At 51.5% G+C, this 25,061-nt stretch carries 22 protein-coding genes and 1 tRNA gene; 14 read left to right on the top strand and 9 right to left on the bottom strand.

The window, feature by feature from the left end; genetic code table 11:
- The first annotated feature begins 182 nt into the window (after positions 1-182).
- On the top strand, positions 183-821 hold the full coding sequence (locus tag OO017_RS07710; RefSeq protein ID WP_266051891.1) for an HD domain-containing protein: 639 nt from the start codon (positions 183-185) through the stop codon (positions 819-821).
- 99 nt (positions 822-920) lie between these two features.
- The gene (locus tag OO017_RS07715) at positions 921-1,313 is read left to right on the top strand and encodes a DUF983 domain-containing protein (protein WP_266051892.1); all 393 of its coding nucleotides are present in this window, start codon (positions 921-923) and stop codon (positions 1,311-1,313) included.
- Between the two features lie 60 nt (positions 1,314-1,373).
- Here the strand turns inward: OO017_RS07715 and OO017_RS07720 are convergent, their stop codons facing one another.
- A complete protein-coding gene (locus tag OO017_RS07720; protein ID WP_266051893.1) occupies positions 1,374-1,763 on the bottom strand; it encodes a VOC family protein in 390 nt (129 codons plus the stop codon).
- 125 nt (positions 1,764-1,888) lie between these two features.
- Here OO017_RS07720 and OO017_RS07725 point away from each other — a divergent pair, with 125 nt between their 5' ends.
- The gene (locus OO017_RS07725) at positions 1,889-2,326 is read left to right on the top strand and encodes a PaaI family thioesterase (RefSeq protein ID WP_266051894.1); all 438 of its coding nucleotides are present in this window, start codon (positions 1,889-1,891) and stop codon (positions 2,324-2,326) included.
- Between the two features lie 293 nt (positions 2,327-2,619).
- Positions 2,620-3,231, top strand: coding sequence for a hypothetical protein (locus OO017_RS07730; RefSeq protein ID WP_266051895.1), 612 nt, complete (start codon positions 2,620-2,622; stop codon positions 3,229-3,231).
- Positions 3,232-3,314: 83 nt separating this feature from the next.
- Here the strand turns inward: OO017_RS07730 and OO017_RS07735 are convergent, their stop codons facing one another.
- Positions 3,315-6,188, bottom strand: a complete 2,874-nt coding sequence (locus OO017_RS07735; RefSeq protein WP_266051896.1) for an alpha/beta hydrolase family protein — start codon at positions 6,186-6,188, stop codon at positions 3,315-3,317.
- Between the two features lie 592 nt (positions 6,189-6,780).
- Between OO017_RS07735 and OO017_RS07740 the strand changes: the two genes are divergently transcribed.
- The 3 genes from OO017_RS07740 (at position 6,781) to OO017_RS07750 (ending at position 10,763) form a co-directional block, all read left to right on the top strand.
- Positions 6,781-7,965 (top strand): acetyl-CoA C-acyltransferase, encoded by a 1,185-nt coding sequence (locus tag OO017_RS07740; protein WP_266051897.1) that lies wholly within the window; start codon positions 6,781-6,783, stop codon positions 7,963-7,965.
- A 274-nt stretch (positions 7,966-8,239) separates the two neighbouring features.
- Positions 8,240-9,559 carry a toxin-antitoxin system YwqK family antitoxin gene (locus OO017_RS07745; protein ID WP_266051898.1) on the top strand — a complete coding sequence of 440 codons (1,320 nt, stop codon included), beginning with the start codon at positions 8,240-8,242 and terminating at the stop codon, positions 9,557-9,559.
- 169 nt (positions 9,560-9,728) lie between these two features.
- Complete coding sequence (locus OO017_RS07750; RefSeq protein ID WP_266051899.1) at positions 9,729-10,763, top strand: SDR family oxidoreductase; 1,035 nt, start codon at positions 9,729-9,731, stop codon at positions 10,761-10,763.
- 84 nt (positions 10,764-10,847) lie between these two features.
- Here the strand turns inward: OO017_RS07750 and OO017_RS07755 are convergent, their stop codons facing one another.
- The 3 genes from OO017_RS07755 to OO017_RS19985 form a co-directional block, all read right to left on the bottom strand.
- Positions 10,848-11,354: a cupin domain-containing protein gene (locus OO017_RS07755; RefSeq protein WP_266051900.1), complete on the bottom strand. Its 507-nt coding sequence runs from the start codon at positions 11,352-11,354 to the stop codon at positions 10,848-10,850.
- Positions 11,355-11,555: 201 nt separating this feature from the next.
- Positions 11,556-13,253: a response regulator gene (locus OO017_RS07760; RefSeq protein WP_266051901.1), complete on the bottom strand. Its 1,698-nt coding sequence runs from the start codon at positions 13,251-13,253 to the stop codon at positions 11,556-11,558.
- Positions 13,254-13,283: 30 nt separating this feature from the next.
- The gene (locus OO017_RS19985) at positions 13,284-15,722 is read right to left on the bottom strand and encodes a GNAT family N-acetyltransferase (RefSeq protein WP_266051902.1); all 2,439 of its coding nucleotides are present in this window, start codon (positions 15,720-15,722) and stop codon (positions 13,284-13,286) included.
- Between the two features lie 66 nt (positions 15,723-15,788).
- On the opposite strand from OO017_RS19985, the gene OO017_RS07770 reads away from it, so the two are divergent.
- Complete coding sequence (locus OO017_RS07770; RefSeq protein ID WP_266051903.1) at positions 15,789-16,184, top strand: DUF7793 family protein; 396 nt, start codon at positions 15,789-15,791, stop codon at positions 16,182-16,184.
- Between the two features lie 251 nt (positions 16,185-16,435).
- Here the strand turns inward: OO017_RS07770 and OO017_RS07775 are convergent, their stop codons facing one another.
- The gene (locus tag OO017_RS07775; RefSeq protein WP_266051904.1) at positions 16,436-16,852 is read right to left on the bottom strand and encodes a hypothetical protein; all 417 of its coding nucleotides are present in this window, start codon (positions 16,850-16,852) and stop codon (positions 16,436-16,438) included.
- 258 nt (positions 16,853-17,110) lie between these two features.
- On the opposite strand from OO017_RS07775, the gene OO017_RS07780 reads away from it, so the two are divergent.
- The 4 genes from OO017_RS07780 to OO017_RS07795 all read left to right on the top strand — a co-directional run bounded on the left by OO017_RS07780 (position 17,111) and on the right by OO017_RS07795 (position 20,390).
- A complete protein-coding gene (locus OO017_RS07780; RefSeq protein WP_266051905.1) occupies positions 17,111-17,758 on the top strand; it encodes an SIMPL domain-containing protein in 648 nt (215 codons plus the stop codon).
- A 240-nt stretch (positions 17,759-17,998) separates the two neighbouring features.
- A complete protein-coding gene (locus OO017_RS07785) occupies positions 17,999-18,565 on the top strand; it encodes an RNA polymerase sigma factor (protein ID WP_266051906.1) in 567 nt (188 codons plus the stop codon).
- Positions 18,543-19,757 (top strand): hypothetical protein, encoded by a 1,215-nt coding sequence (locus OO017_RS07790; RefSeq protein WP_266051907.1) that lies wholly within the window; start codon positions 18,543-18,545, stop codon positions 19,755-19,757. The genes OO017_RS07785 and OO017_RS07790 overlap by 23 nt, the downstream gene beginning before the upstream one ends.
- A gap of 120 nt (positions 19,758-19,877) precedes the next feature.
- Positions 19,878-20,390 carry a CHRD domain-containing protein gene (locus OO017_RS07795; protein WP_266051908.1) on the top strand — a complete coding sequence of 171 codons (513 nt, stop codon included), beginning with the start codon at positions 19,878-19,880 and terminating at the stop codon, positions 20,388-20,390.
- 271 nt (positions 20,391-20,661) lie between these two features.
- Here OO017_RS07795 and OO017_RS07800 read toward each other — a convergent pair.
- Positions 20,662-20,735 (bottom strand) — tRNA-Ile (locus OO017_RS07800).
- A gap of 95 nt (positions 20,736-20,830) precedes the next feature.
- Here OO017_RS07800 and OO017_RS07805 point away from each other — a divergent pair.
- Both OO017_RS07805 and OO017_RS07810 read left to right on the top strand, forming a co-directional pair.
- Positions 20,831-21,463, top strand: a complete 633-nt coding sequence (locus tag OO017_RS07805; RefSeq protein ID WP_266051909.1) for an HAD family hydrolase — start codon at positions 20,831-20,833, stop codon at positions 21,461-21,463.
- The gene (locus OO017_RS07810; RefSeq protein ID WP_266051910.1) at positions 21,450-22,736 is read left to right on the top strand and encodes a site-2 protease family protein; all 1,287 of its coding nucleotides are present in this window, start codon (positions 21,450-21,452) and stop codon (positions 22,734-22,736) included. Before OO017_RS07805 ends, OO017_RS07810 begins: the two co-directional genes overlap by 14 nt.
- A gap of 87 nt (positions 22,737-22,823) precedes the next feature.
- Here OO017_RS07810 and OO017_RS07815 read toward each other — a convergent pair whose 3' ends face one another.
- Positions 22,824-23,129: a rhodanese-like domain-containing protein gene (locus OO017_RS07815; protein ID WP_266051911.1), complete on the bottom strand. Its 306-nt coding sequence runs from the start codon at positions 23,127-23,129 to the stop codon at positions 22,824-22,826.
- Positions 23,126-24,949: a T9SS type A sorting domain-containing protein gene (locus OO017_RS07820; protein WP_266051912.1), complete on the bottom strand. Its 1,824-nt coding sequence runs from the start codon at positions 24,947-24,949 to the stop codon at positions 23,126-23,128. Before OO017_RS07820 ends, OO017_RS07815 begins: the two co-directional genes overlap by 4 nt.
- Positions 24,950-25,061 lie beyond the last annotated feature (112 nt).

Genomic DNA, 25,061 nt, shown 5'->3' on the forward strand with positions numbered 1-25,061 from the left:
TTGCGCCGGTTAACCTGCCGGTAAAAGTGTATTTCAGCATCAGCCCCGGAGATCATACTTACGGCAGTCATTTCCCATACTTTTGCAGCAGGCATCACCGCTGTTTTTCATACCTTTGCAACTCGCGACTAAAGTCCCCTTTACACCGCCAGCCAATGGCGCCAATCCTTACAAAATAAAGTATGAAAGAAGCATTGAAACACATCCTGGAGGTACTCCACCTCGCTGAGAAACTAAAGTATGAGATGCGCCACAGCTGGCTGTCGAACGGCAGGCAGGAGAGCGTAGCCGAGCATACCTGGCGCATGTCGCTGATGGTGGTGCTCCTGGAGCCATACCTGGACCATGAGATAAACGTGGCCCGCACCCTGAAGATGGTCATCATCCATGACCTGGTGGAGGCAGAAGCCGGCGACATCCCTGCCTTTGATGTAAACACCCCCCTGTTGAAAGAACAGAAGCGCCAGCGCGAGCTGCAAGCCATCGAAAACCTGCGCCAGACCCTGGGCAACGGGCTGGGCCAGCATGTGTATGAGCTTTGGCATGAGTTCGAGGACAAACTTACCTATGAGTCGCGGGTAGCCAACGCACTGGATAAACTGGAGGTGCAGATACAGCACAACCAGGCCGATATGAGCACCTGGCTGGAGGTTGAGCAGGAGTTTGTTTTCCTGATGGGGCGCCACACCGAGTTCGATGCCTGCCTGCAGCAGCTGAAGGAGCTGATAGAGGCCGATGCCGTGCGCAAAATGGAGGCCGCCGGTATCCGTGTGTCCGCTGTAAAGGAGCGCATGCTCTCTAAACCCTCCATCTTCGTATAACCACACGCAAAGCATTTGTACCATGCAGCACAGCTTTTGTGCCATAGTAACAGTACACCACGAAGTACTTTTGTAGCAGAAATCAAAGGAGGAACCATCATGCTAAACCAAGGCTCTAAACTATACAGCATCCTGAACTACAAATGCCCCAGGTGCCATAAGGGAGACCTTTTCACCCATAAAGGGTGGAGCTACACCAAGTTCGGCGATATGCCCGAGGAGTGCCCCTGCTGCCACCAGCGCTACCAGCCCGAGCCGGGCTTTTACTATGGCGCCATGTATGTGAGCTACGGCATTACCACTGCCATCACGGTAACTATCCTGGTGGCGCTAAGCATTATACTGGAGGAGGTGACGCTGTATTGGTTTATCGGCGCGCTGGTAGGCACCCTGCTGCTGTTTTACCCCTTCATCTTCAGGATGTCACGGGCGATATGGATCAACTTCTTCGTGCGCTACAACAAGGATGTAGCCGCCTCAACCAGCTGCTGACAAAGCTTATCTTTTCGGATACCCAAAATCCCTGGCTGCGCGCAGCCAGGGATTTTGTTTTTATAGTTTGATGTCCGGGGTGTACGCCACCTCCAGCACAAAGCCGTTCGGGTCGCGGAAGTCCACGGTATAGTAGGCGTCGCTGTAGTCGGGCATGGCCTGCGGCCCCCGTATGATGTCGGCGTTTATGCTTTGCAGCCACTCCCCCACCTGCTCCACCATTTCCCGGCTCGTGGCATGGAAACAGATATGCCGCACCCCCAGGCTGTCATGCAGCTGCAGGGGCACCTCCTTAAAGTATAGCTCATGCACGCCGCAACTGAAAGAGGTCCTGTTCAGTTCGTACCAGCCTATCAGCGGAAATAAACGACTGTAAAACCCAAGTGATTCCTCCAGGTCTTTTACCCAGAACTCCAGGTGGCTGATGCCCACGCCATACTTGTACGCCATTGTTTTTTAGGTTGAAGGTTGATGCCTGCGAAAGTATGGAATATTTTAAAATGTGAGGCCTTCCAAAAAGTATGATTCATACTTCCCGGGAGGCCTGTTTGCAGATTTATACTTATACTTGCCTTATGCAACAAGAGGAACATTACCAACGGCTGGAGCGGCTCTACCAGCAGGCAAAGGTGCAGGAGCTGTTCAGCGGCAGCACGATACAGGTAAGCCACAGCCGTGCCGAGATCACTCTGCCCGTTCACGAAAAGTATTTCCACGGGGCCAACGCCATACATGGCTCGGTATACTTTAAGCTGCTCGACGATGCCTCATACTTTGCCGTGGCCTCCGTGGTCCGCGATGTGTTTATCGTAACCTCCTCCTTTCAGATCAATCTGCTGCGGCCTGTTACAAGCGGCACACTGAAAGCCGTGGGCACGTTGCGCTCCCAAAGCAAGAACCTGTTTATAGCGGAAGCCACCCTGTACAACGAGCGGGGCAAAGAGGTAGCCTTCGGCACCGGCCAGTTTATGCGCACCACCCAGCCGCTCCAGAGCCTGGAAGGTTATAGCTAAGCTATAGCATTTGGGAAGTATGCCTGCGCATACTTCCCCGCTCCTGTTAATCAAACCTTTTTCTCTCCTCCCTGGTGTTCTCCTGCCAGGTCACCCTCCTGCTTCTCAGCACGCCCTTTAGCCATACTTCGGAGCCACAAAGTATGGGTTTCCCGCATACTGGATTTTTCATACGCTAAGATTATCAGGTTGTTCCCTTCACCTCAGGCAGCTTACACCCTGTGTTATAGAACATTCCACCAAACCCGCCGGAGGCAGGCCGTAGGTATGCCACACTTAAAAAATAAAGAATTATGAAAAAACTAATCCAGAAAACAACCGGCTATATGGCTGCGGCCGCTATCCTTGTAAGCTTCAACGCCTGCGAACAAGCTAATGACGTGACACCTGATGCAGCCTTATCGGCGCAGAACGTGGCGGAAGCCCACCAAACCAACTCCATGAACCTGCACCAGACCTACACGGTGCAATTGATGGAGCTGAATGGCTCCGGCGTCAGCGGCATGGCCCAAATCGACCTGATGGGCGACATGATCGAGGTAGACCTGGAGGCCTCCGGCCTGACGCCGGAGATGGAGCACATGCAGCATATCCATGGCTTTACCGATAGCAACAAAAATGCAGTCTGCCCGCCAATGTCTGCCGATACCGATGGTGACGGTCTGATCAGCCTGGTTGAGGGCATCCCCTACTATGGCGCAGTACTCGTTCCGCTAACACCTTACCCTATGGCTGACGCCACAGGAATGGTAGATTTTATGAACTCCTTCAGCATAACGAGAGCGGCCAGACCTATGCAGAACAACGTGATCGTGGTACACGGCATGTATGTGGACGGCGTTTACGACCCGACCATTCCGGTAGCCTGCGGCCAGATAAAAGTAATGAACCAAAGCGGCAAATAGGCCACAGCATACCATAGCAAACCAATAAAAAAAGGGCAACAACTTGTTGCCCTTTTTTTATTGCCTGTGGTTGAGGCACCATGTTATTCCTGCAGCTCGCCGGCTACTTCCGGCTCCGAAACCAGCTCCAGGCCGAAGTTCTTGCCTTTTATAACCGATGGCACGCCCTGCTGCATCCAAACCGGCGCCGGGGCGCCTTTCAGGTAGTGGTCGAAGAACTGCGACATGCGCACCGACAGGTCCTTGCGGTTCTTGCGCTGCATCAGGTTATGGTCTTCGCCGTTGTACACCAGCATCCAGACAGGCTTGTTCAGGCGGCGAAGCGCCATGAAGTACTCAATGCCCTGGTACCACGGCACGGCGCCGTCGTTGTCGTTGTGCATGATCAGCAGCGGCGTCTCTACCCTGTCGGCGAAGAACAGCGGCGAGTTCTCGATAAACTGCAGCGGTTTCTCCCACAGTGTTCCGCCGATGCGGCTCTGCGTGCGCTCGTACTGGAACTGGCGGCTCAGGCCCGTTCCCCAACGGATGCCACCGTAGGCACTCGTCATGTTAGACACCGGTGCACCGGCCATAGCAGCCTTAAACAGGTTGGTGCGGGTAACCATGTAGGCGATCTGGTACCCGCCCCAGCTCTGCCCCTGCAGCGCCATGTTCTTGTCGTCCACAAAACCCTGCTGCACCAACAGCTGCACACCAGGTATTATACAGTCCATGGCGCTCTCGCCCGGGTAACCGTCCTTGTAGACGATATCCGGCACAAACACCAGGTAATCGTTGCTCACAAACAGCGGGATGTTGATGGTGGAGGCGCTCGGGGCCGGCGTGCGGTGCGCGTGCATACGGTCCGAGGAGCGCTCGTAGAAGTATACCATCATCGGGTATTTCTTCTTCGGATCAAAGTTCTCCGGCTTGTACAGCAAACCCTGCAACGGAACGCCATCCGTTGATTTCCAGTCCATCAGCTCTACCGTTCCCCACTTATACGCCGCCGCCTGCGGGTTGGCATCTGTCAGCTTCTCCACGTTGGCAAAGCCCAGGTTTGAGGTATACAGGTCGTTGTAGTTTCTAAAATCGCCACGGCGGAAGGTTACCAGCTGCTCATCCTTCGCCTTGCTCAACGAAGTATAGGCATGGTCAGAGCTGATCAGCTTTTCCGGTTTCGCCTCTTTGCTCACATAGTCTTTATAGTATCCGTCGGCTTTCGTGCGGATGTTGAAGCCGCTCAGGTATAAATCTGCGTTGGCGGGGATAAACTTCTCCTCCGGGTCCAGCTTCTCGTAGCGCAGGCGCAGGTTGTTCTGGCGGCCATAGGAATCTGTCAGGTTTACGGCTGCTTTTTTCCCCGTTGGGTCCAGCTTCCAGATGTCGTGCTGGTCGTATACCAGCAGGTAGCTGTCGTCCTCTACCCAACCGGCAAAGCCGTAGTCGTCCGGCAGCATCGGCATGTCAAAATCCACATCGTAGAAAGGCACTGCCAGCTTTTTGGTCAGGTTGATGTTGGCGCCCCCCCTGGCACTCAAGGCATGCCAGCTGCTGTCCATCGGCTCATACCAGTATACATACTTGCCCATTGGCGACAGGCGCGGGTTGCCCCTTGTCTCCTTCAGCACCTGTTTGGCTGTACCTTTTTTCAGGTCGATGAGGTAGGCATCCTTGCGGGTTGGTGTGTCGTAGCCAATCGTGATTTTATACTTCTCATCGCTCACGGCCAGTGCCACGTCGCCTGTTTTATAAGCGTCCAGGTATACATCCGGCATCTCGAGGGTGGCCAGCTGCTGCATTTTGCCACTCTTCAGGTCATACATGGCCAGGAAGGAGCGCTTTAGCTCCTGGTCGTTCTGCTTCAGCTGCATCGGCTGTATCAGCGGGTCCTTATAGGTCCAGATGTCGAGGCTCACCTTGTCCTCGTCCAGCTGCGTGGTATCCTTTTCGTAGCGCACCGGCCGTGGGAACGTGCCGAAGAACAGGCGCTTGCCATCCTCTGAGAAAGTAAGGTTGCCATGCTCGCTCACCATCCATTTTTGCGGCAGACCCTTGGCCGCAGTATCGGCCAGCAGCTGGTTTCTGCGGTTTTTCGTGTTCCAGTAGTTCAGGCCGAAGTAGCGGATATCCGCGCCCACGGTATCGGCAGAGGCCACATAGGCCAGTTGGTTTCCGGTCTTGTCGGTGGTGATGCCCTTGTAAGTCACCTTGCCCGTATCGATAGGCATCTCCTTTAACTCAGAGGTGCTAAAAGCAAATACGCCGGCGTGGTGCAGCGAGTCCAGCTCATCCTTCACGAAGTATAGCATGTTGCCCTGCTCCGAGAAAATATAGTCTACAACGCGCGAAAAGCGATGCTCCTGCCCCGTGTTCAGGTTACGCAGCACCAGCTCAGTGCCTTTGGCGTCCTTGTTCTTCTTTGGAGTGGATTTTTTGGTTTCGACCTTTTTCTCGCTTACTGCGGCAGTGTCTTTTTTAGCCTCCTTTTTCTCAGCCAGCGGTTTTTCCAGGTGATAGGCCAGCCAGCCACTTCCCTCCTTCGGCAGCTTATAAGATTTTACACGAGGCATTTTCACCACACTCATGTCCACCAGCTTTACTATGGCCAGGGAATCTTTGGGCAGGTCGTCGCCTTTTTTCTTCTTCAGCTTCAGGGCGCGTACCTTCTGGTGCTCCGGTTTAATTTGGAAAACAGCAAACTGGCTGTCGTTGGTAAAGCGGGCCTTGGTGCCGCGGTTATACTTTGCAGCGGCGTTGTTTACCATGCTGCGGATGTAGAGGTCGCCGTCGCCCTCCTGCGGGTCGATGTTGTAGAGCACGAATTGCCCGTTGTTGGAGATCTTGTCTCCTTCCAGGCTATTCCAGCTATCGTATACATCGTGGGAAAGTGGTTTTTTTGGTGTTTGCTGCTGCGCCTCTGCCTGTAGCAGGCTGGCGCTGAAGAAAACAGCCAGGCATAAAAGTTTCTTCATGTCGGGTGATGTAGGTGTTATGAAGGTTTGGTTGTTTAGCTTTTAAATATAGTAAAAATTGCACAAATCTTGTGTTATGGGTTTTAGAGTGGAGCAGGTTGTTTTGGTTTAACGTCTGTCGCTATTTTTTGCGTTTAGGCTACTGGTTCCAACCACCCCTGTCCCCTTACCGGAAGTTAAGAGTTAAAAGTTGGGGAATGATGAACCCACCCCCACCCCTCCGAGGAGGGGAATCATACTTTGTTCCATAGCAAAGGCAGCAGCTACCGAACTTGATCCCAGTCTTTGGGTTGAGCGCCTTTGGAGTTTTTCGGTCCCGAAGGGATTGCAAAGCGATAGCGAGCAAAGAAAAGGTCCCAGCGCGATGCCCAAAGACGAGCCCTCCCGGGCTGGAGGGAGCCAAAGCCAGAGGTGAAGCAATAGCTATATAAGACTGAGGATAAGCAGAGGCTAGCAAGGATAGCTTGGTTCCAGTTGCAGGAAACAGTGGCAAGTACAAAGCCATCATAACCCTCCAAAGCTAACGCTCGCTTGGTTTTGAGCGCAAATCCCTGTAACTTCACAACAAAACCCAATAAATTAAATCAAAACTATGCAAACCAAGGAAGTATATATTGTTTCGGCAGTTCGCACCCCAATTGGTTCTTTTGGCGGCGCACTGGCCAGCCTTACAGCCACTCAGCTTGGCGCGGCAGCTATTAAAGGTGCCCTGGAAAAAGCGGGTGTAGATAAAAAAGAAGTACAGGAAGTAATTATGGGCAATGTGCTGTCGGCCAACGTGGGCCAGGCCCCTGCCCGCCAGGCCGCCATTTTTGCCGGCTTGGGCTACGAGGTAGAGTGTACCACTATTAACAAAGTATGCGCCTCCGGTTCTAAAGCCATCATGTTTGCGGCGCAGGCTATTATGCTGGGCCACAAGGATGTGATTGTGGCGGGGGGCATGGAGAGCATGAGCAACGTGCCTTACTACCTCGAAAAAGCCCGTTTCGGTGCGAAGCTCGGCCACGGCCAGATGACGGACGGTTTGTTGAAGGACGGCCTGTGGGATGTGTACAACGACTTCCACATGGGCAACGCAGCTGAGAACACGGCCAAGGAAATGAAGATTACCCGCGAGATGCAGGACGAGTACGCCATCAACTCTTACAGAAAAGTAGCCGAGGCTGCAAAGGCGGGCCTTCTGAAAGACGAGATCGTGCCGGTGGAAATCCCACAGCGCGGCAAAGACCCTATTACGGTGTCGGAGGATGAGGAATTCAGCAAGGTGAACTTTGAGAAGATCCCTGGCCTGCGCCCTGTATTTGACAAGGCTGGCACGGTAACCGCTGCCAACGCCTCGACCCTGAACGATGGTGCCGCTGCGCTGGTACTGATGAGCAAAGAGAAGGCAGAAGAGTTAGGCATAAAGCCGATCGCCAAGATTCGTGGCTTCGCCGATGCGGAGCAGGACCCAATCTGGTTCACGACTACCCCATCGTTGGCTATTCCGAAGGCACTGAAAAACGCCGGAGTAGATGCTTCTGAGGTAGATTTCTACGAGATCAACGAGGCCTTCTCGGTAGTATCCATCGCCAACAACCAGAAACTCGGACTGGAAGGCGGCAACGTGAACGTGTTCGGTGGTGCGGTTTCCCTGGGCCACCCGCTTGGAGCCTCGGGCGCGCGTATCGTTACCACGCTTTGCAATGTGCTGGATAAGAAAGGTGGCAAGATCGGTGTAACCGGTATTTGCAACGGCGGCGGCGGTGCCTCTGCTATCGTGATCGAGAAAGTATAAATTAACCTTCGGGCATACATTTTGCAGGAAGCCTTACGTTTAGCGCGTAAGGCTTTCTTTTTTGGATCGGCGTTTACAGGATTTTAGGATAAACAGGACGGGTGAGGTATACTTACGAGAAGTATAAAGCATGCTTTGAAAAGAGAGATGTACCCGTTTCTGCTCCTGAAACGCCGTCTAATTATCTAGTTTTGAATGAATCAAGTATGAATCCTGTTTATCCTTACGCATCCATAAATTCTGATTCTGACAAAGTATAAATCATTTCAATCATATGCATAAATTCCTGGCATTACTGCTCCCATTCGGCTTCGTGCAAAGTATGGCCGTGGCACAGCAGCAGGTTGTCACTTACCACGACGAGGCATTCACCCAAATTAAAGAGGAGTATTCCATCACCCCCGATTCTGCCATTGTGGGCTACTACAACCGCTACTACCCCACCGGTGAGCGCGAGGCCTTAGTGAAGTTTGTGGAAGGCAAAAAGGACAGCGTATACACCGAGTTCTACCCGGGTGGCCAACCCAAACTGCAGCTCACGTACCAGCTCGATGTAAAGCAGGGACCTTTTAAAGCCTATCGGCCGGACGGCAAATTGCTACAGGAGGGTTATTTTGAGAACGACCAGCAGAGCAAGCTTTTCAAGACCTACTTCCCGGACGGCACCCTGCATAAAGAGACGGAGTTTGTGAATGGCTCACCGGATGGTATTATGCGCGAGTATTACCCCTCTGGCAAACTGAAATCGGAGATCACCTACCGCAACAGCAAACAGAATGGCCCTGCCAAAACCTACTATACCAACGGCAACTTAGAAACGGAGGCTAACTATAGCAACGGCATGCTGCAAGGCTCTTATAAAACTTATTACGACAACGGGCAGGTACAGACGGAGGTGCAGAACGTAGCCGGCGAAAAGCAGGGCACTTACAAGAGTTACTATCGTAGCGGCAAACTCAGCACCGAAGGGCAGTTTGCGGCAGGCAAAATGAATGGCCCGGCCAAGTCATACTTCGAGGACGGCCAGCCACGAAGCATCATCAACTATAAAAACGGCGAGATAAACGGCACCGCCCAATACTTTTATGAGGGCGGTAAGCTGAAGGAGGAGGTTACCGCCAGCGGCAATGGCACTTCCAGCAAGACACTGCGCTATTACCCATCTGGTAACCTACAGGCAGAGGAGCAGCTGAAGGACAAGAAAAAGCACGGGAACTGGAAGGAGTATTATGACGCGCCAGGCAAAAAAGTAAGGCTCAGCGAGAACTACAAGGATAACCTGCTTACCGGTGAGCGCCTGAGCTACCACGATAATGGCCAGGTACAGGAGAAACATACGTACGAGAACGGAAAAATCATCGGCACCAGTTATACGTACTACCCGTCCGGCAAAGTAAAATCGGAGACAAACCACAAAGACGGACTGCGATTCGGGCCTTATAAGGCATACTTTGAGGACGGCAAAACCGAAGTGCTCGGCCAGTTTAGAAACAACCGCGAAACAGGCACCTGGAAGTATCATAACCCGGAAGGCAAGGTGATAAAAACCCGCCTCTACCGCAACGGCCAGGTACTGGAAGAGAAGGAGAAATAAGTATAAAAACCACTACAGTAAAAGCACCCCCACCAGGGTGCTTTTTTTGTTTTAAGCAATTTAAAGTGAGGAGCTTTTCTGTTGCCGCCCCACATACGCCATGCATAACTATGATAGGTTGGCAGGCGTAACATCAGCAAAAGCAAAATATAAATTAAGAACTTAGAAGATGACAACAGACGAAAACAAACACAGCGGCACCCGCAAAGGTGTGGTCGTGATAACCGGGGCCTCTGCTGGTTTGGGCCGTGCCTGCGCCCGTGAGTTTGCCAAACAAGGGTATGATGTTGGCCTGCTGGCCCGTGGTAAAGATGGTCTGGAAGGTGCCAAGCGCGAGGTAGAGGAAATGGGCCGCAAAGCTGTGTATGTGCAGGTAGATGTGGCCGATGCACAGGCAGTGGAAGACGCCGCTGCTAAAATAGAGCAGGAACTGGGCGAGATTGACGTGTGGGTGAATAACGCCATGAACAGTGTCTTCAGCCCGATAAAGGAAATGGAGCCCGATGACTACAAGCGCGTGACCGATGTTACCTACCTGGGCCAGGTATACGGCACCCTCTCCGCCCTCAAGCGCATGCTGCCCCGCGACCGTGGCTCCATTGTGCTGGTGGGTTCGGCGCTTGCTTACCGCGGCATTCCGCTGCAGTCGGCTTACTGCGGGGCAAAGCACGCCATACAAGGCTTCTACGACTCGCTGCGTACCGAACTGATGCACGATAAAAGCAACGTGAAAGTGACGATGGTGCAGCTGCCTGCCATGAACACCACCCAGTTTGGCTTCGTGAAGTCACGGTTGCCAAACAAGCCACAGCCAATGGGTAAAATTTACCAGCCGGAACTAGCCGCCGAGATGATCGCGTATGCCGCCGAGCACGAGCGCCGCGAGTACCGTATGGGTTACCCTACCCTGCAAGCCATTATCGGCAACAAGATAGCCCCTTGGTTTGTAGACTACGTGCTGGCCAAAACCGGTTTTGAAGGGCAGCAAACTAACGAGCCTGAAGACCCGAACCGCAAAAACAACCTCTACGAACCCCTGCCCGGCGACCATGGCGCGCATGGCACTTTCGACGAAAAATCGACCTATAGCAGCCCGCAAGCCTGGCTAAGCCTGCACCGCCAGGAGGTATTGACAGGCGCCGTGGCCCTTGGAGCCCTGGTGCTGGGCAGCCTTTTTGCCAACAAGTGGAATAATGAGGACTAGAAATCAAGCTGGATATACTTTAAACAGGAACGGGCCGCTACTTTTGAAGTAGCGGCCCGTTCCTGTTCAGGATGAGCATAGTAACTAACGCCCGAAATCATCCTGCACGCGCACAATGTCTTCCTCGTCGGAGGGTTGGGTAGCATCGGTGTGCTGCCAGATCTCGGCCAGCACGCCCCAGTCTTTTAGGCCGACCAGGCGGTGGCGCTCACCCTGCTGCAGTTTAATCTGGTCGCCGGGATGCAGCGTCTTGTGTTCGCCTTCTTCATCTGTGTTGCTGGTTACCACAGCTACCGTACCGCTTACCGCACGCCATATCTCGGCCCTGCGGTGGTGGTACTGCCACGATAATCTTTTTCCAGGGGCTACTACCAGTATCTTAGGGCTCAGCTTGCCGGAAATCCTCAGGTCATCCACAGACATACCATCAAAGTAAGTATCTGCAAAGCGCTGGGCCTGAGCCTCGTCAATCACAAAAAAACCTCCCCAGGGGCGTGAACGGTCCTGGCTTGCAATGTTAAACCCTTTTCCCCTCAGCTCCTGCTCCAAATCCTCAAAAAGCTTTGCCTTTGTTTCAGCTTCTGTTACCATATCTGTTTAATCGTTTGTTGCATCTATTTTAAGAAACGAATATAGTGATACGCATAAACCTAAATAAATATTCAACCAAATTTCCTGCGTCTGACTTAAGAAATTATACTTTTTCACTTCAGTTTAAAGCAAAAGAGCCCCTTCGGTAGCAGAAGAGGCTCTTTTATGATTAGAGAATGTCTGAGAATATCCTATTCAAAATCATACCTGGGTCCATTTCTTAAGCAAGGCCACTAACTCGCGGTTCGTAAAGGGTTTGCATAGGTGGTCATTCATGCCGGCGGCCATACTTTTAGCAATATCGTCCTGGTAGGCATTGGCCGAAAACGCGATAATGGGAGTTGTGATATTAGCTTCCCGAAGCCTGTTCGTCGCCTCCATACCATCCACATCCGGCATCTGGATATCCATAAAAATAAGGTCGAACGGGTTAGCCAGCGCGATCTGCACTGCCTCCTCGCCGCCATGCGCCGTGGTTACCTGCGCACCAAAGCCCTCCAGCACCACTTGCATAAGCAGCACGTTAATATCATTATCGTCCACCACCAGTATGCTCATGTCCTTGTCCAGGGCAAAGTCTGGATCTATCTCATCGTCATCCAACGCAACGTCCTCCGCAGCCACCGTGTGAAGCCTCAGAGTAAACCAGATCGTAGCGCCGTCTGCACGGTCAGGTGCAGGGCTTACAACCCCGATCTCCCCTCCCATCAGGTTTACCAGTTTCTTGCTGATGGTTAAGCCCAGGCCAAAACCGCCATACTTGCGCGTGGTGGACTGGTCTGACTGCGTAAAGGTATCGAACACAATGCCCTGCTTCTCCTCCGGAATGCCGATACCGGTATCTGTTACGGAAAACAGGAGTTCTACCGTGCCAGCATCCTTGCTTTCGGAGGCCACCGAACAATGTATGGCTATACTTCCAGTGTCCGTAAACTTGATGGCGTTGCTAACAAGGTTCACCAGCACCTGGTTTACCCGTACGGGATCGCCTATCACATGCTGCGGCACAGCCTCATCAAAAGTATAAGAAAAAGCCAGGTACTTGCCCTGCGCCAGGTGCTTATACGGCTCCAGGTGCGAGGCCACCGTTTCGCGCAGGTTAAACTGAATAGCCTCTATGGCTACCCTGTCCTGCTCGATGCGGTGTAGGTCCAGGATATCGTTGAGGAGTTTGGAAAGGTTGTTTCCCGATGTTTTGATGAGGTTTACATACTTTGCCTGAGTTTCATTGAGCGCGGTGTCTTTGAGGATATTGGTAAAACCGATGATCCCGTTCAGTGGTGTCCGGATCTCGTGGCTCATGCTGGATAGAAAGCTGCTCTTGGCCTCGTTGGCAGCCTCAGCTTTCTCCTTAGCCTCTTTCAGCTCCTGCTCTTTGGCCTTCAGCTCGGTTATATCCTTGGCAATAATCAAAATGCCGTCCTTCTCCTGCCTGTTGTTCCGGAGGTAAGACAAAGAGCAGGAAGTTGAAATGGTGCCGTCCTGCTGCAAGCGCAGCTTCAACTCCACATTCAGGCATTTTTCCTTTACCTCAAACTTTCGGAGTATCTCGTCCATGTTTGCGCTGCCTTTGTGCTGGAAAAGCTCCGCCACATGTAGGCCAACCAGATCGGCCTCTTTAAAGCCGGTGATCTCCTCAAAGGCTTCGTTCACATTCCGGATGGTATAGTCGGTATTCAGCACCAGCAGCATGTCCACCACCCCCTGGTAGATGCTTTGCATAAAGTCGCGGGAAACGGTAGAACTCTTCAGCTCCTGCCCCAGCATGCTTACACCCGAGATAATAGCATCTAACTCGTCGCCGGCCTCAGAAACATTCAGCTGATAGTCGAAGTTGCCATTGGCAACCTCAGCTATCAGTGTCATAATTTCCTCTATTCTTTCCTTAAGGACTTTCACGTTTTTGTTCTCTTTTGGCGGCAATTACCGTTAATCTTTTTCAATTACAAAGGTAGCCCCAATCATTTCCATCACAAAATTGTCTTTTGCCTGGTAATAGCCAACCTTGGCATATGGTGTTGCACCTATTTTTTTCTTCTCCATGGTGGCAGAAATGCCCATATTCACTTTTTTAACCCCCAAGCTGTTGGCTCTCTTGATCACCTGGTAAAGTGTCTGCCTGTATACTTTGTACTCCAGCAAGTAATCGTAGTCCATACCTATCAGCATGAAACTATACACCCCAGCAGCATTTTTGTGGCAGAACCCCACTGATACAGCCTTTCTGTTAATGGAGTATTCCTCTTTAATGTACAAAACCACAAACTCCCACGCTTCGCTCTCATTGAGCAGGCGGAAGAGCTTTTCCGGGAAGAGAAAATTATTGATCGCAAAGTTGTTGCTTTTGACATACTTAAACAACCGGATCGCGTGCTGCAGTTCGTCTTCTGACAAGCGGGACTTTACCTGCACATCATAGTAGGGCTCATACCTTTTGATCATTTGCACATAGTTCTCCCTGCCTTTCTTAGAAAGCCGCTTCCTGAACCCTTCTTCATCGGTCCAGCCCAGGTTCTCCACCACACAAGACTCCGGCAGGTCTAGTTTCACAAAGTCCTGCCCCACCATAAATTCATCCATTTCGGGGTCGTTGGCATCCAGGTCCCTGAGCAGTATGCTGGTGGCTTTCCCCTTCTCCTGGTCTTTGTACAGCTCACTCATCAGTGCCTTCAGAGCCTCTCTCCAATAAGGGCTTTCGCGGTCCAGGTACAGGTGGTTGCCCTCGGTAAACAAGCTGCCCAGCACCATTCCCGTGGAGGTGAGGTAGTAAGGGTTTGCCTCCCGCTCCCGCTCGATGGCTTTGGAAATGGAGGGTTGGGAAAACATGTCCTCTTTTAGCAAGCTAACCACCGCAAAGGTCATCAACACGGGCTTGCCCAGGGCGTCTTCCACTACATAATACCGGAAGCCCCAATTATTCTCCTTCTCCGCATTGCCCGAAAAAGCCTCCTCCAAAAAGAAAAGCCCATCCCAATCGAACATGCCCCTATGGCCCAGGTACTTGTTCCAGGGGGCTGCATCGAGCTCCCTGATGGTGGTGAAGCGTTTAACGGAAAGAGTATGGCCAACAACAAGCGCCGAATTGGCGGGTACTTGAGAAAGCGCAGGCATTTTAAACGCCTTCCGGATGTTGTCCTGCGTTTGGTTGGTGGCAGCCAGCGCCTCTTTAAAGTGCGTGTTCAGCTTGTTCACCAGTTCCTCGATATCCTCATAGGAGTTAGAGAGAGATATGGTAATCCTGACGCCGATATTCTTGGCCGGTACCGCCGGGAAGGTAGCCAGGTTCACATAAATGCCATCGTTTAGCAAGGCCTGCACCAGATGGTTGCCCATGTCCATGGTGCCGGTCCCGATAAAGAAGATCGGGCTTTCGCACTCGTGTACCAGCGGCAGGTCGGTTTGCCGGAGCAGGGTGTTGAAATAGGCGATCTTCTTCTGCAGCTCTTCCTGGTAAGTATAGATATCCTCGCTGAGGTGTATTTTGGCCGAGGCAATGGCCGCGCCCAGGGTAGCCGGCTCTATCTGCACCGAGAAAGTAAGCGGTCCGCCAAAGTTGTTCACCTTGTTGTACCACTCCTCGTTCGGGAACAGCGACAAACCTCCGCAGGCACCAAAGGCTTTCCCCAAATTTGCCGTCAGGATCATTTTACGGTAGAGGCCGTCCGGCATCTGGCTCATGGCATACCCGGTGCCGTTCCTGCCAGCCCAGCTCATGCCATGCGCGTCGTCTACGTACAAGTATAGCTGCTCATACTTCTCGGCCAGCGCAATCATGTCCTTGATAGGGGCAAAATCGCCATACATGGAGTACACGCTATCGGCCATGTACCAGATACGCCCGAACTTGCTCCGTTGCTTTTTAATGCGGTCTTCGAGCATCTCCAGGTTGTTGTGCCGGATCATCTCGACGGTAACGCCCTGGCTCAGGAGCTTTTTAACCGCCTCCTGCACGCTGGCATGCACCTGGTGGTCCAGGATAACGAGGTCGGACTGCCGGATTATACTTGGGATAGTGGTGAGATGGGCCAGGGTGCAGTTTTTGGAAATGACCGCCGGCACCTGGTATAGCTGCCTCACCAAGCTCTCCAGCTCACTGTAGAGCGGGTTCGACACATAGGTGCGCGACATCGGGAACTGTGTGCCAAAGCGCTCGATCGCCTGGATGGCGCCACGTTTCACCTCCGGGTGATGCTCCAGGCCCAGGTACCCGCAGGTGCCAAAGTGCAATACTTTCCTGCCGTTTAGCGTCAGGTGCTGCCCGCTAAGTGCCTCGTCTTCGGCGTGCAGGTGAATAATTCCCTTCTTTTTGGAAACAGCCAACACGGAGTCCACCGTATCTAAGATATTGTTGTGTCTTATTTTTGCCACTTATTATGAGTAATATTGTGTTATCAATGCCCGTAACACCTAAACTTTTAAATGTATTCGACTTGAATGGCAAATTTCGAAAAAGATCCTAACATCAGATCAACGAAATATATAAACTTAGCTGTGGACAGCGGGATTTTGCACTGTGTTTATAAAGATATAGAGCTGCTGGACCTGGATATAGCTAAAATCTGTGTGCAGGACCGCCTGGAGTTTATCCAAGGGGAAACCTATCCCAGCTTGTTTGATATCACCAGAATAAAGCAATCGACAAAGGAAGCGCGGGACTACCTGGCCAACGAAGGCAATGACTTTGTGTCTGCCAGTGCCATCCTGATCAGCTCGCCGATGGTGAGAATGTCCGCCAATTTCTTTATCCAGGTAAACAAGCCCAAAAACCCCACGCGCATGTTTACCAACCAACCTAGTGCGCTGGAGTGGCTGGCGCAGTATAAAGGCTAATCCGCCGTCTCCCTCCCCTACCTCTTCCAGGGCACAAACTTATTTTTCTCGAACCTGACTTACACCTGGCTATACTTGGCACAGGCTGGCGGTTATACGCTATACTTTGCTTAAACTAGGCGGGGCGCCGTGTTTATACTTGCAAAACCAACGCAGCAGTAGATTTGTGGGATAGACCACAGGGGGTTGTTTATACTTGTTGTGATGGGATTTTCACTTTAAAAAGACTCTCTGTATAATCCGATTACACCTCAAGGCGTCTGCAGCCATTCTTTAGCCTCCTCATCCGTCAGGAAATACTGGGTTTCAAAGTATGGCGTTGCCTTTTTTACCTTATCGTCCAGCACCTCGTTTGTAAGTTGTTGCAGCATATTGGTAGACGATACGATAGCCAGCCGCTGCAGCTCGCTTCTGGAGATGACCTCTATCGAGATTTTTGCCAGCCATGCCTGGTCATCCATGGTCAGTACACCCATCCGCTGGTTGTTTACCAATAGCTTTTTCAAGTTGTGAGCCAGAAGTATACGCCCTGTTTCTTCAATACCAAACCTGTACTCCTGGCTGACCACCGGCCGTAACCAGCGCACGGACAGCGCATCAATGCCTTTGTCAAGTATAATCTCCACAAAGTCAGTTGCATACATTATGAGTACACTATCTTCTGCCACCTTTATTTTTACACTGTTATAAGACAAATGGATACACCCGGAGTTTCAAAAAGCAGAAAAATACTCCGCCTGGCAGGTAGCGCCATACTTGGAAAGAGCACTTTCTAAAAATTACGCTTCTTAAACAAATTGTAGCACCCGTAACAGGCAATACGAATTTGCAACCAACTATGACTCAAAACTTTTCGGGTAGCCCACGCTCTTAAACAGACTATAATTTATATATTTAAGTATATTATACTTTTAACTTAAAAAACTATGAAACGCAAACTACAGATTACAGGCAAGGGGAAACTAGCTGTGTCGCCGGACATTATTATACTTTCTTTTGAGGCCTCTGCCCATGAGTGGGAGTACGAGAAAACGGTGGATGCCCTGAACAGGAAAGTGGAAGAGCTCCGCAGGATAGCAGCGGAAGTAGGCGTGGAACGAAAGAACCTGAAGACGAAGGATTTCAGCATCCGGAAAGAAACCACTCGGAACAAGAAAACCGACAAGTATGAGTTCAACGGATTCAGGGCCTCACACAGCCTGGAACTGGAACTACCCCTGGACAAAAACATCATCAACCAACTGCTGGCCCGAATCGCCAAGGGAATGGATCACCTGGACTTCAGCATTGCCTTTGGGGTGAAGGATGCAGCAAAGCAGCAGCAACAGCTCATTCTGCAGGCTATCGCGAAAGCCAAAGAGAACGCCACCCTCATTGCCGGCGCCACCGGCGTAGAACTGCTGGACATCCTCGACATTGACTACTCCTACCGCGAGCTCACCATCCGCTCCCACCGCCACGACTACCAGCTGTACGAAGCCGACATGATGACCACCTACGACGCCACCCCGGACTTTGAGCCCGACGACATTGACGTGACAGAAACCGTGACGATTACGTGGCGGATTGGATAGGTTAATTGGCACCAGGAGTTCCAGCGACCGAGTGAGGTATGGTTCCTCGTACTAGCATTAAGTATAAAAACCCCTCGGCTAACACTTAGGGGTTTTTCTGTTTTAAACGCTTTGTTTGCCTGTTCCTAGTTGGCCTCGTAAATATAAAGTATGGAACCTTGGTTTATTTTCAGGCCGAGGCAACCGTTTTGGAATTCATTCCGTGATGGGGACACATAGCTAATAAAAGGGCGAGTGAGGGTGAGTGAAGCTGAAAGCAAAGAGGTTGAAGATCTTCTCCGTGGTTGTCTGAAAGCGGACCGCGAAGCACAAAGAAAGCTATACAGGCATTTCTATGGCTATGCTATGAGCATCAGCATGCGCTACACAAAAGACGCAGAAGAAGCGAGGGATGTTCTGAACGATGGTTTCCTGAAGGTGTTCACGAAGCTGGAGAAATATGATCCGTCAAAACCCTTTAAAGGATGGATCAGACGCATTATGATCAACACCGCCCTGGACAATTACCGGCATAACCTGAAACATTATTATTTAATGGATATAGAAAGTGCCGAACCAGAGGCTGATAACTACAGTGTGGAACAGAAGATAAACTATGAATACCTGATAAGCCTGGTACAAGCCTTGTCGCCTGCCTACAGAGCGGTTTTTAACCTGTATGCGATAGATGGCCACACACATGAGGAAGTAGCAGAGATACTGGGCATTTCGGTTGGCACTTCCAAGTCGAACCTGGCCAAGGCAAGAGCAAATTTAAGAGCAAAATTACAACAAAGCAGTGTAGATGAATACAGACAACATGCCTGATGATGAGCTCGACAAATTGTTCAGGAAGAGCGCTGATAGCTTTGATCCACCTTTTGATCCGGAAGCTTGGAAAGCTATGGAAAAGAAGCTGGACCATGCGCCAGGGGGGCATCGGTGGTGGTATAGTTACCTATACCCGTTACTGCTTATACTTTTAACCGGAACCGGGATAGCCGTCTTCAAGTTTTTGACAGAGCCTACCGATGCCCCTGAAGAGGTACAAATGGCAGTAGAGACACAGCCTGAAAGAGGGTCTAAGCATGGTGTAAACAGTACGGAAACAGAGAAAGGCTTATCCCCGGGAGGTAAAGAGGAGCCAATACTTACAGAGCCTGAAGGAAGTGAGTTGAGAGGAGAAGTAGCTTTGAAGAGTGTTAAGGAAAGTAGAGAGAAAAACACCCTGCAGCGGGTCTCACCCCCTGCTGCGGGGAACTCCTTACCGGCTAGAATGTCTTTTGCAGGTTCTCTTGCGCCTATTTCAACCCAGCTCCCACAGCCTCCTGCCCTACCCTTGGCAGTTGCACGGGAGAAGCAGAAGCCGCAACCGGACAGTAGCAGCCTGATACAGGAAAGGAAGCGCAGGAGTAAGTTTCTGAGCAGTCTTCAAATTACGTTGCTTGCTGCACCGGATGTGACAACCGTTAAATTCACAGAACCGGATGCCATTAGCACAAATACAGGTCTGCTGGTGGCCATCCCACTGACAAACAGGTTCAGTGTGGTAACTGGTGTGCTGTGGGCAGACAAAGTATATAAGGCAAAACCTGACGACTACGCACCTTCTCCTGACTATTGGGATGGGCAAAAAAACCCTTCTTCCATAGATGCTGCATGCCGGGTACTTGATCTCCCCTTGAACATCCGGTACAAGCTGTTTGAGGGTGAAAAGAGCGTGGTAAGTATGCAGGCCGGCCTATCAAGCTACATTATGCTGGATGAGGAATATACTTACAACTACACGTATGGTACAAAACCTTACAGTAAAACGAAGGAGATATCGCACGAGAACGAGCACTGGCTCGGTATTCAGAATATATCTGCGAGTTACAACCGTAAATTATCTCCTGCACTCTCAGTTGGAGTGGAGCCTTTTGTAAAAATTCCACTCTCAGGTATAGGAAACGGAAATGTAAAATTAACGAGTGCCGGCATTTTTATAACGGCAAGCTATACCATCCCACTGAAGCGATAGCATTTTTTACCTAACCTTTAAGCTAACATTTATTTCGGCTTAGCAGCACAGCCTGTTCTGTGCCAGGGTGCCCTTCTTTTTAACCACATGATATTTATAAAACCTTTAAACCCAAAAATCATGAAACAATTCAGAAATTTATGGCTGATGATAGGTCTATTATTCAGCCTGACGCTTGTATTAAGCAGTTGCGACGATGACGACGATGATGGAACTATCGCCCCGGTAGATGAGGTAGCTTTCGAGAACATAGCCTTAACTGGGGAAGCAGAGGTACAGGACCAACCGGTAGTAACTGATGGATCTGGCACATTGCATGTTTTCTATAATATGGAAACCAATGTAATCAGGTACAATGTGACCTGGCAGTTAGGTAATGACGCTGATGTAACAACAGGCATGCACTTTCATGGCCCTGCCACAACATCTGAGAGCGCTGAAATTGTAATAGGCATACCAATCTCGGGCAGCACCAGCGGCTATGATGAAGATGAGCCTAACAAAGGCGCCATATCAGGGCAGACCCGCCCATTAACCCAGCAGGAGGAGGAGCAGTTCCTGAGCGGACTGTGGTATCTTAATATTCACAGTACCACGTACCCGGATGGTGAACTCAGAGGGCAGGTAGATTAAAAGACTATCCCAGGAGTGCAAATCCTTACAAGAGTAAAAGCGTTGACATGGACAACCAACAAAAGGAGGCTACCAGAAAGTAGCCTCCTTTTGTTGGTTTAGAAGTACCTAAAGGCAAAACATACTTTGCTTGTGCTACAAATTTGCCCCAGCTAGATTTGCCTAAACCGGCAAAATCCGCCTTCATTCTTCCTAGCAGCTAAGAGGCTCCCTGAAACTATAAAAACAAAAAAGCACTTACCCCAAAACGAGATAAGTGCTTGATTTTCTGTGGGCCCACCTGGAATCGAACCAGGCACCTACTGATTATGAGTCAGTTGCTCTAACCGAATGAGCTATAGGCCCTTTCCTCTTCTTCGGAAGTGCTTCCTTTGAATTGGGAGTGCAATTTTACATATTTGCATTCAATATTTCAAATACTAACACATTATTTTTTTCAAGTGGACCTGACACAAATCAACAATATCATATTTGACCTGGGTGGCGTCATCATAAACCTGGACTACGACAAGAGCATACAGGAGCTGCAGAAGCTGTGCAAGAGTAACTGTAACATTGCCTACAGCCAGAAAGAGCAGTCGCACCTGTTCGACCTGCTGGAGACCGGCAACTGCTCTAACGAGGAGTTCCGCAATGGCCTGCGCGAGGCGTACCACATAGATGCCACCGACCAGGAGATTGATGAGGCTTGGAACGCCATGCTACTTGACATACCGCAGGAGCGCATCGACCTGCTGCTGGACCTGGGCAAGAAGTACCGCATCTTCCTGCTGAGCAACACCAACGATATCCACCTGCAGCGCTTTAACCAGATCGTGGAGCACAGCTTCACCATACCGAGCCTCGACTCGCTTTTTGAGAAGAGCTATTACTCGCACCTGGTGGGCAAGCGCAAGCCGGATGCCGCCATTTTTGAGCAGATACTGGCCGAAAACAACCTGCAGAAAGCAGAAACGCTTTTCATAGACGACAGCATACAGCACATTCATAGTGCCAACAACATAGGCCTGCACACGTTGCACCTGCAGTCGCCGCTCACCATCAATAAGTTTTTTGCGGATGCTGCAATCTAAACGGCAGCAATACGGGCTTCACCTGCTGCTGTTCTGCCTCACGCTGGTAACCACTACCATCGCGGGGGCAGAATGGCGGTACGGTAAATTGTTTTTCCTGGGTCCGGAGGGCTTCAGCTGGACGGGCACTTTTACCTGGGCGGAGTACGTGGGCGGTTTATACTTCTCGCTCCCCTTCCTGGGGGTGCTGACGGTGCATGAGTTCGGACATTATTTTACGGCCCGCTACTACCGCACCGCTGTTACGCTGCCTTACTACATTCCGCTGTGGTTTGGTATTACCTCATCCATCGGTACTATGGGGGCTTTTATCCGGATAAAGGAGCGCATCTTCTCACGGAGGCAGTTCTTTGACATCGGGGTGGCTGGTCCGCTGGCGGGTTTTGTGGTGGCCGTGCCGCTGCTGGTCTATGCCTTTACACACCTGCCGCAGCCGGAGTACATCTTCAGCATACACCCGGAGTACGAGCAGTACGGCCTTAACTATGCGCAGCATGTATACCAGGATGGTTTCGGGAATTTTTCGCTGGGTAAAAACCTGTTGTTTATACTTTTTGAGGAGTATGTGGCAGATCCGGCCCTGGTGCCAAACCGCTATGAAATCATCCATTACCCTTTCGTGTTTGCGGGATTCCTGGCTTTGTTCTTTACGGCGCTTAACCTGCTCCCTATCGGGCAACTGGACGGAGGGCATGTGCTGTACGGCCTGATCGGTTACCGCCGTTTTAACCAGCTTTCGCCTATCTTTTTTGCGCTGTTTATACTTTATGCCGGCCTTGGGGTAATCTCGCCTTATACAGAGCCGATGTGGTCTGAAGAGCTGCTGGTGGTGTTCGCGCCCTTCGCTTACTGGGCTTACCTGAAGCTGCTGGGCAACCGCAACTATGCCCTGGCCGCCACGATGGCCATGGTGCTGCTGCAGTATGGTTTGTCGGGCTTTTTTCCGGAGTTGGAGGCATACTTCTGGCTGTGGCCTTTTTATGTGCTGTACCTGGTGTTTGTGCTGCAGCCTGCCGCGCCAAAGCTGACATATAGTTTATACCTGGCCGGGATAGTACTGGTGGCGCAGGTGCTTATCTCGCTGGTTTTTCCGGAGTCGGACGGTTACAGCGGCTGGCTGGTGTTTGGCTTGCTGCTCTCCCGCGTGATGGGCCTTTTCCACCCCTCCTGCCCCGACGAGCGGCCGCTTACGCCACTCCGCAAAGCACTGGGTATACTCGCTTTTATTATCTTCCTGCTCTGTTTTACGCCTACGCCGTTTATCATAGAGTAGGGTTGCAGAGAGATTGCAATACGGATATAAAAAGAGGGAGCAACCATTACAGTTGCTCCCTCTTTTTATATGGATTATATGTTATACTTATCCCTGGTACGCCATAATGCCACCTACCAGGTTACGAACGTTGCCAAAGCCCTGCTGCATCAGGAAAGCCCTGGCAGAGGCGGAGCGGGCACCTGAGCGGCACTGCACAATCACTTCCTTATCTTTCAGGTTCTCCAGCTCATCGAGGCGCTGCGGCAATGCGCCGAGCGGTATGTTCTGCGCTCCTGGTATGCTTGCCTCCTGGTACTCCCAGTCTTCGCGTACATCTATAATAACAGGAGTTTCTCCCTTGTTCAAGCGCTCCTTCAGTTCTTCTGCGGTAATGTCTGCTGATGCGATCATAGTTTAGTTAGAATTATTTTTTTCGTGATTACTGCTTTTCTATTTTGAATACGCAAAGTATAAACTCCCGGTGACAAATGCCCTAATTCTAGCGGTTGTAGGTTTTTTTTATACTTCTGGCTGAATACTTGCCTCCCCAGCGCATCATACACCTGCACCAGCTCAAACGGCTCGCTTAGGTATACTTCGCCCCGACTCGGGTTCGGGAATACAAGCATAGCAGCACTGTACAAGTCATCCTCCACACCCAAAGGCTCCTCCCCCACCATTACGGGGCGCATCATAATGGCTCCCTCCAGCGATGTCTCCTCAGCCCAGCCACCTGATGCCGTGTAGGTAAACCGCCGGCCGGTGGCATTTTCGTTTTTATCGAACCCGATGTTGACATACCTGCTGCCTGGCTGCGTCCAGCCGATGTAGAAGCTACCCTGCACCCGCACAGGCTGCGTCAGTTCCACCTCGTAAAAGCCATTCAACGAGTCTGAGTACTGTACCTGGAAGCTTTGCTGGTGCAGCGTTTTGCCAGGCACGCCGTTGTCATTCTCCCAAATCCTGAAAGTGAGGGACGTACCCGAGATATCATTCCCGACCCTCGGAAAGTATACCCGGAATGCCCTCACCTGATCTGTCAGGTTGAGGTCGAAGCGCTGGGCCACCTGCGTGTTGCCCGTGCCCAGAAAGCTAAAGCCTGCCTCAGCCGTCCCATCATCCAGGGCGTAATAATCGGCAAACGCTGTGCTGCGCTCGGTTACATCGTTGGCGCGCTGCTGTGCGTTTTGCTCCTTCGTATCGAGCCGGATGCCGTGCACGAGGGCAAAGCTGTCGCTGGCTGGCAGGTTGATGTTTTCCAGCGAAGGCGTACCACTGATCTCGTACTGTCGCGCCAGGCCCGGTATCAGGGCCTGCTCGCGCAGAAAGGTATCAGCGGCGGTAGCCCCTGCATTACGCATATAGCCTCTCCAGCTAATGGCACCCGGGAAATCGCCCAGGTTATTGAGCGTGGCCCGTACCTCTTCGGCCAACTCAGCCTCCGGATTCTCACGGAATTGCCGCGCAGGCATAGCGGTATAGTTTTTCAGGAGCCTGCTTATACTTTGGCTGATGCCGATGTCGCGGGTGGTATTCTGCCCCTTGCGGCGGTTTTTGTCCAGCTCCACGTAATCCACATTCCATACATCGGCCATACCATTGCGCAAGCCCACATTTCGGAACCTGAACCGGAAGCCGCTATGGAAAAATCTTGCCTCCTTCAGCCCCACAAAAACCTGAGCAAAGTCTGTTACCTCGCCTACAGCCGCTTGGCGCCATACTTCCTGCCAGGCACCGGTGTTATCCTGAAACTCCAGCGCCAGGTAACGCAGGTTGCTCTCCGTCTGGTCCGGCACATCGCCCAAACCACCTGACTGCCAGTAAAAGCTCAGGTATACCGAATCGGCAGGCGTGAGGCCGCCCAAAAGTATCGTTTCAGAAGTTAATGTATCGGAAGGACCGGCGGCTAAGGAATTGGTGGCATAGGCTCTGCCGTTGGCGTCCAGCCCATCAAATGTAGCCACGTTTATGGTGATGGGTGCGCGGGCATAACGGTTGTTGATGAAAACGCCCCGGCCATTCCAGCGGGTAGTGACAAGCGTATCAGCCTGGGCAAAATCATCAAAAAAAGGCAGGCTCTGCTCCGCCGCCTGCCGCAGCTGCTTTGCCGCCGGTTTATACTTTTGTGGCTGGCGCAACTCCTGCTGCAGGGGCTGCAACACGGCCTGTGCAGTGCCCTCTGCGGCAGCACAGCCAAGTATAAAAAGTATAAGCGCCAGCTGTTTTTTCATCCGAAGTATAAAATTGAAGCAAAAGGTAGCATTTCCGCTACTCTGATGCAAACCATAAGGTTGCCAGTCTTTATAACGAAAGCGCCCGCCATTGCTGGCAGGCGCTCCTGTT

The sequence above is a fragment of the Pontibacter anaerobius genome (genome assembly GCF_026241195.1).
In the GTDB taxonomy this organism is placed as follows: Bacteria; Bacteroidota; Bacteroidia; order Cytophagales; family Hymenobacteraceae; genus Pontibacter; species Pontibacter anaerobius.

What these genes read in the sequence shown, in the direction of transcription:
- OO017_RS07740 (WP_266051897.1), top strand. Translation starts at nt 6,781, where the DNA reads ATGCAAACCAAGGAAGTATATATTGTTTCGGCAGTTCGCACCCCAATT.
- OO017_RS07750 (WP_266051899.1), top strand. Translation starts at nt 9,729, where the DNA reads ATGACAACAGACGAAAACAAACACAGCGGCACCCGCAAAGGTGTGGTC.
- OO017_RS07755 (WP_266051900.1), bottom strand. Translation starts at nt 11,354, where the DNA reads ATGGTAACAGAAGCTGAAACAAAGGCAAAGCTTTTTGAGGATTTGGAG.
- OO017_RS07725 (WP_266051894.1), top strand. Translation starts at nt 1,889, where the DNA reads ATGCAACAAGAGGAACATTACCAACGGCTGGAGCGGCTCTACCAGCAG.
- OO017_RS07735 (WP_266051896.1), bottom strand. Translation starts at nt 6,188, where the DNA reads ATGAAGAAACTTTTATGCCTGGCTGTTTTCTTCAGCGCCAGCCTGCTA.
- OO017_RS07810 (WP_266051910.1), top strand. Translation starts at nt 21,450, where the DNA reads ATGCTGCAATCTAAACGGCAGCAATACGGGCTTCACCTGCTGCTGTTC.
- OO017_RS07720 (WP_266051893.1), bottom strand. Translation starts at nt 1,763, where the DNA reads ATGGCGTACAAGTATGGCGTGGGCATCAGCCACCTGGAGTTCTGGGTA.
- OO017_RS07795 (WP_266051908.1), top strand. Translation starts at nt 19,878, where the DNA reads ATGAAACAATTCAGAAATTTATGGCTGATGATAGGTCTATTATTCAGC.
- OO017_RS07780 (WP_266051905.1), top strand. Translation starts at nt 17,111, where the DNA reads ATGAAACGCAAACTACAGATTACAGGCAAGGGGAAACTAGCTGTGTCG.
- OO017_RS07770 (WP_266051903.1), top strand. Translation starts at nt 15,789, where the DNA reads ATGGCAAATTTCGAAAAAGATCCTAACATCAGATCAACGAAATATATA.
- OO017_RS07730 (WP_266051895.1), top strand. Translation starts at nt 2,620, where the DNA reads ATGAAAAAACTAATCCAGAAAACAACCGGCTATATGGCTGCGGCCGCT.
- OO017_RS07790 (WP_266051907.1), top strand. Translation starts at nt 18,543, where the DNA reads ATGAATACAGACAACATGCCTGATGATGAGCTCGACAAATTGTTCAGG.
- OO017_RS07745 (WP_266051898.1), top strand. Translation starts at nt 8,240, where the DNA reads ATGCATAAATTCCTGGCATTACTGCTCCCATTCGGCTTCGTGCAAAGT.
- OO017_RS07715 (WP_266051892.1), top strand. Translation starts at nt 921, where the DNA reads ATGCTAAACCAAGGCTCTAAACTATACAGCATCCTGAACTACAAATGC.
- OO017_RS07815 (WP_266051911.1), bottom strand. Translation starts at nt 23,129, where the DNA reads ATGATCGCATCAGCAGACATTACCGCAGAAGAACTGAAGGAGCGCTTG.
- OO017_RS07820 (WP_266051912.1), bottom strand. Translation starts at nt 24,949, where the DNA reads ATGAAAAAACAGCTGGCGCTTATACTTTTTATACTTGGCTGTGCTGCC.
- OO017_RS07710 (WP_266051891.1), top strand. Translation starts at nt 183, where the DNA reads ATGAAAGAAGCATTGAAACACATCCTGGAGGTACTCCACCTCGCTGAG.